Genomic DNA, 4,142 nt, shown 5'->3' with positions numbered 1-4,142 from the left:
AGGTTTGATAAGTCTTGACGTTGAATATATTGACGGCACAAAGATAGAATCGAAAGCCAACAAGTATACCTTCGTTTGGAAGAGAACCGTGGAAATGAACTTTGAACTTTGAGCTTTATGATATGAACCATTAATAAATACGAATTATTATACATTGAGGTTTGAACTTTGAACTTTATGATATGAACCATTAATGACTACGAATTTCTCTAATTACGCGAAGCCTTATTGCAAAGTACTTCGTATCATGCGTAGTCGGTGGAAATCATAAAGTTCAATGTTCAAACCTCAAAGTTCAAAGGGAAAGGAGCATCACTCCGAAGTTTGGAAGGGTCTTATACTTTTATTTTTTCTTAGGAATAATATTGAAGTGATAGACGGCATGTAACATCACGTAGCGGGGAATAACATTACTGTAAGTTTCTGTGATTCCTTGTGCATTCATCGTCCGTGTGACATTATTCAGTTGACCAAGAATGTCGAAGCCATCAAGCAATAAGGTAAGTTGTCCTTTGAAGAATGAGCGTGACAGACGAGCATTCCACACCAAATCATCGCTATTCATCGACTTATCTAAATAACCTCGGCGACTATACATTGTCAGGTCAGTCCCAAGTCGGAAATCCCATGGCAACTGTAATTGTGCTGTTAAACCGTAATTGAAATCACTCACATTAAATGCCTCAAAGTCTTCACGAGTGCCATCGACATGTGCCCAGTTTCCTTTACTAATGAAACCAATGGAAGATTGCCCAAGCCTATAGTTCAGCTGTAAATCACCAACGTAGTTTAACGATTCTACTATGCTCCTATTAGATGCAGACGTGCCTGCCAAACCAATAAGGTCGACACTCTTCTCATATCTTAACCCAGCCATAGCTTTAAAATCCAACTTGCGATTTTTAGTCAATGGTCCAGCACCACCTAAAGCAAGCTGACCGTGCCAATTACCATTCACATTGTATGGTCTGAATGTTCGCTTTCCTGTAGCCTTGTCGTAGGTATATCCCATAGCAATAGCGTTAACAGTGGGGATATATTGAGCCTCTATTAACCACATCAGTCCTTTTTTCGGATATATACGTAGGAAGTGTGATATAAGTTCGTGCTTATAGGATGGTTTCAAGTTGGTATTACCCATTGTTACGTTTAATGGATCAGTGGTATTGAGGATGTTTACAAACAGGTTCATGTCTGGAGCTTGTCCGTTCACATGATATTGAAGCATGAATTCATATTTGTGATCAGTACTACGCCATTTGATGAACGTACTATACATATTGTAAAGTATAGAACGTTTCGTAAAAGTCGTATCTACATTTCCACTATGATAATGCATCGTCCGTGAAAGCAGCGATAAATTAGGTACAAGCTGCGCCCACCACTCCGACTTCGTCGTTCTCTTATTCCATACAAGAAAGGCTCCGAGGGTATGGGTATTATCCGTCTGCCTGCTGTCATAGCTATTATGAATATCCATTACTCTGTTATAAGCATCCACAGAAGGAAGTGTTCCAAGCTCATGCTCTGAGTTAATTCCCCAATCTGCTAACTGGTCAAGACGATAGAGTGAAGAATATCGGTTTGAGGTAGTCCGATTGTATTTATAACTAAAGTCGAAGAACAAGCCCCGCTTTACTGAATAGCTGTAAGTCACTTTACCTGTCATGCTATAGCCGTGATCAGGACGATTATTGAAATATCGGTTGCGGAAGTCTGTATTACTTTGCTGACCGTTGGTATAATAATCAATTCGGTTACGGTCAAAGCTATCCTCAGTAGCATGCCTCAAAGAAGCGTCAGCATAAAGGGTGACGTGGTCGGGAGAGTGCTTGAACTTAATTAACGACTCCATCGAAACCGAACCTTCTAAAGAATGTCCAATTGATAGTCCATTGCGAAGATTTCTGTTAATGGCTGTGCGAATCAGCTCCCTGCCTATCATTGGTGTGTACAAACTATCCAACTGTGCCTTTGAGAAAGATGCAAAACTACGATTAAGCGTCAGCGAAGAATATCCACTTTTATTATTATAATATTGGTAGTTGAAACGTGGCTTGATATTCAAGTTGGCATTCTTAAACTCAAAATAGAACTGATGATCGGTGGAGAGAGAAAAATTGTGATTCCTATTATTAGCTACAATACGGTCGTATGTATCTCCGTTTGCAAGGAAATTTGTACGATTAGTGTTATTCACTATCGTGTTGTCAGCATGCTTAACCTGTGCATTTCCACTAAGTTTATACTTACCACTGCGTGCATCTATATTATAGTCAAGACCTCCTAACTGTTGCTGTGTCAACCCACCAAAAAGATCAGAAGGCGACCAGTTGTCATTCTCACCGGGCTTACGGTCGTCATTTAGATTGTTCATATTTCCGTAGACAGCCAAACGGGAGTGATCAGTAAACCGCATAGCAAACAGACGAGCCAAGTAGCGTTCCTTTGTTCCTCCACCTGTTTCCACATTACCTACCCATCCTATGTTGTATTGCTTTTTCAGTTGAACATCCATCACGTATTTCTTGTCTCCTGCCACCTCTTGCCCGAGAAAACGACTATTTTCACCAAGACGGTCATACACCTTTACTTGGTTTACCATATAAGTAGGCAGATTCTCAAACATAACAGTATTATCTCCACGGAAGAAATCTTTTCCATTGAGAAGCAAACTCTCAACAAACTTGCCATTAACATATATGCGTCCATCCTTGCTTAGTTCAGCGCCAGGCAACTGACGAATAAGTGCGTCGAGCATAGAGCCTTCACCTAACTGGAATGCGTCGGCATTATAAACAATCGTGTCGCCTTTATGATAGAACTTCACCTTTGTAGCCTTAACAACCACCTCATTTAAGTCTACCGTTTTAGGGCGCTTCAGAAAGATGGTACCAACTTCTCTGCTTATCTCTCGCTTATAAAAATGATGCAGTGGGAGCTTTACGTAGGTAGGCATATAACCGTCTTCGGTAACGCGAAGGATATAATCACCCTCCTTACGTGGAATCGTTATCCAATATTCAGATGTTTTCCAGCTCTGTTCACCACTCTGATATTCTTTAAGAGCCTTCTGTGAAGCAACGACTGAGCTGTCATTAGCATTTAGCACTTCAACTAAGCAACCAGGGATATCTACATGAGTAACAAAGTCTTGCACTCTACCTTCAATGGTAATAGTATTGTCTAAGGTTTGTGCCGATATGCAGACGGTAAGGCATAACAAAATTAAAGCTGTGCAAAAGGTTTTCATATTTTATTCTCAATGCTTGATTCGTATTGTTTACAAAAGGTATGGGGTAATAGAGATTCCTCTAATTTATCTTTTAGGTAAGGAAATAACGCTTGCTTGTAGGTCATAAATCCAGAAGATTCTTTCTAAGAAATATCAAGAAGGTAGATCATTTTAGCCATATCCTACGTTTTTGTCTGATCATAGTCTATCCAATAATGATTAGAGTTCTTGGATGAAAAGAACCGAATGGATTTTACAGGCATAAACCGAACTTTTCTATCAGTTTGCCTGCAATTATATTCTCCACAAGAGGTGTATTTCATAATTTAAAACTTGTTTATCATTCGTATTCTTTATATTAACACGCTGCAAATATACAAAATGTTTTTTAAACAAGAAAAAATCGTTATTTTTTTTGCATTGTTGCTATATCCGCATCGTTTCGTAGTCATTAAAGGTACATATCATAAAGTTAACTACGAATTACGCGAATAACACGAATTATATTACATGAAACATTAGCGTAATTAGAGAAATTCGTAGTCATTAAAGGTACATATTATAAAGTTCAAACCTCAAAGTTCAAAGGTAAGAGTTCAAAGGCTAAAGGGCATTTTTAGCAAGCCAAAAGAGGGTGTGTCAAAATGTCCACATCCTCTTTTTTATGCACAAAGCACCGACTTTCTCAAGCCAGGGCTTTGCTATTTCCTAAAGTTTTTGTACCTTTAGGCATTCAAAAATTCTCATTATGACAAAGGTACACTTTCGTTCTTACATACACAAGAAAATGATTCTTTTTCCTCAAAGAATCGATAAGGATATCGCAGAAGATGACCCTGTTCGTCTTTTAGATGCCTTGGTGGATAATCTTATGTTGGATAATGTCTACAAGCTTTATAAGCCCAGT

General features: G+C 38.8%; 1 protein-coding gene. It reads right to left on the bottom strand.

Annotated elements, in window-relative coordinates; all coding sequences use genetic code 11:
* Positions 1-343: 343 nt before the first annotated feature.
* Entirely contained in the window at positions 344-3,253 is a 2,910-nt protein-coding gene (locus CHB62_RS14270) for an outer membrane beta-barrel protein (RefSeq protein WP_089367346.1), read from the bottom strand.
* Between the last annotated feature and the right edge of the window lie 889 nt (positions 3,254-4,142).

This window comes from Prevotella jejuni (assembly GCF_900187995.1).
In the GTDB taxonomy this organism is placed as follows: domain Bacteria; phylum Bacteroidota; class Bacteroidia; order Bacteroidales; family Bacteroidaceae; genus Prevotella; species Prevotella jejuni.
Note: the sequence above shows the minus strand (reverse complement) of the source record. Positions and strands in the feature narration are given on the sequence as shown.

Excerpts from the sequence above, each read along its gene's own strand:
- CHB62_RS14270 (WP_089367346.1), bottom strand. The coding sequence starts at position 3,253 with ATGAAAACCTTTTGCACAGCTTTAATTTTGTTATGCCTTACCGTCTGC.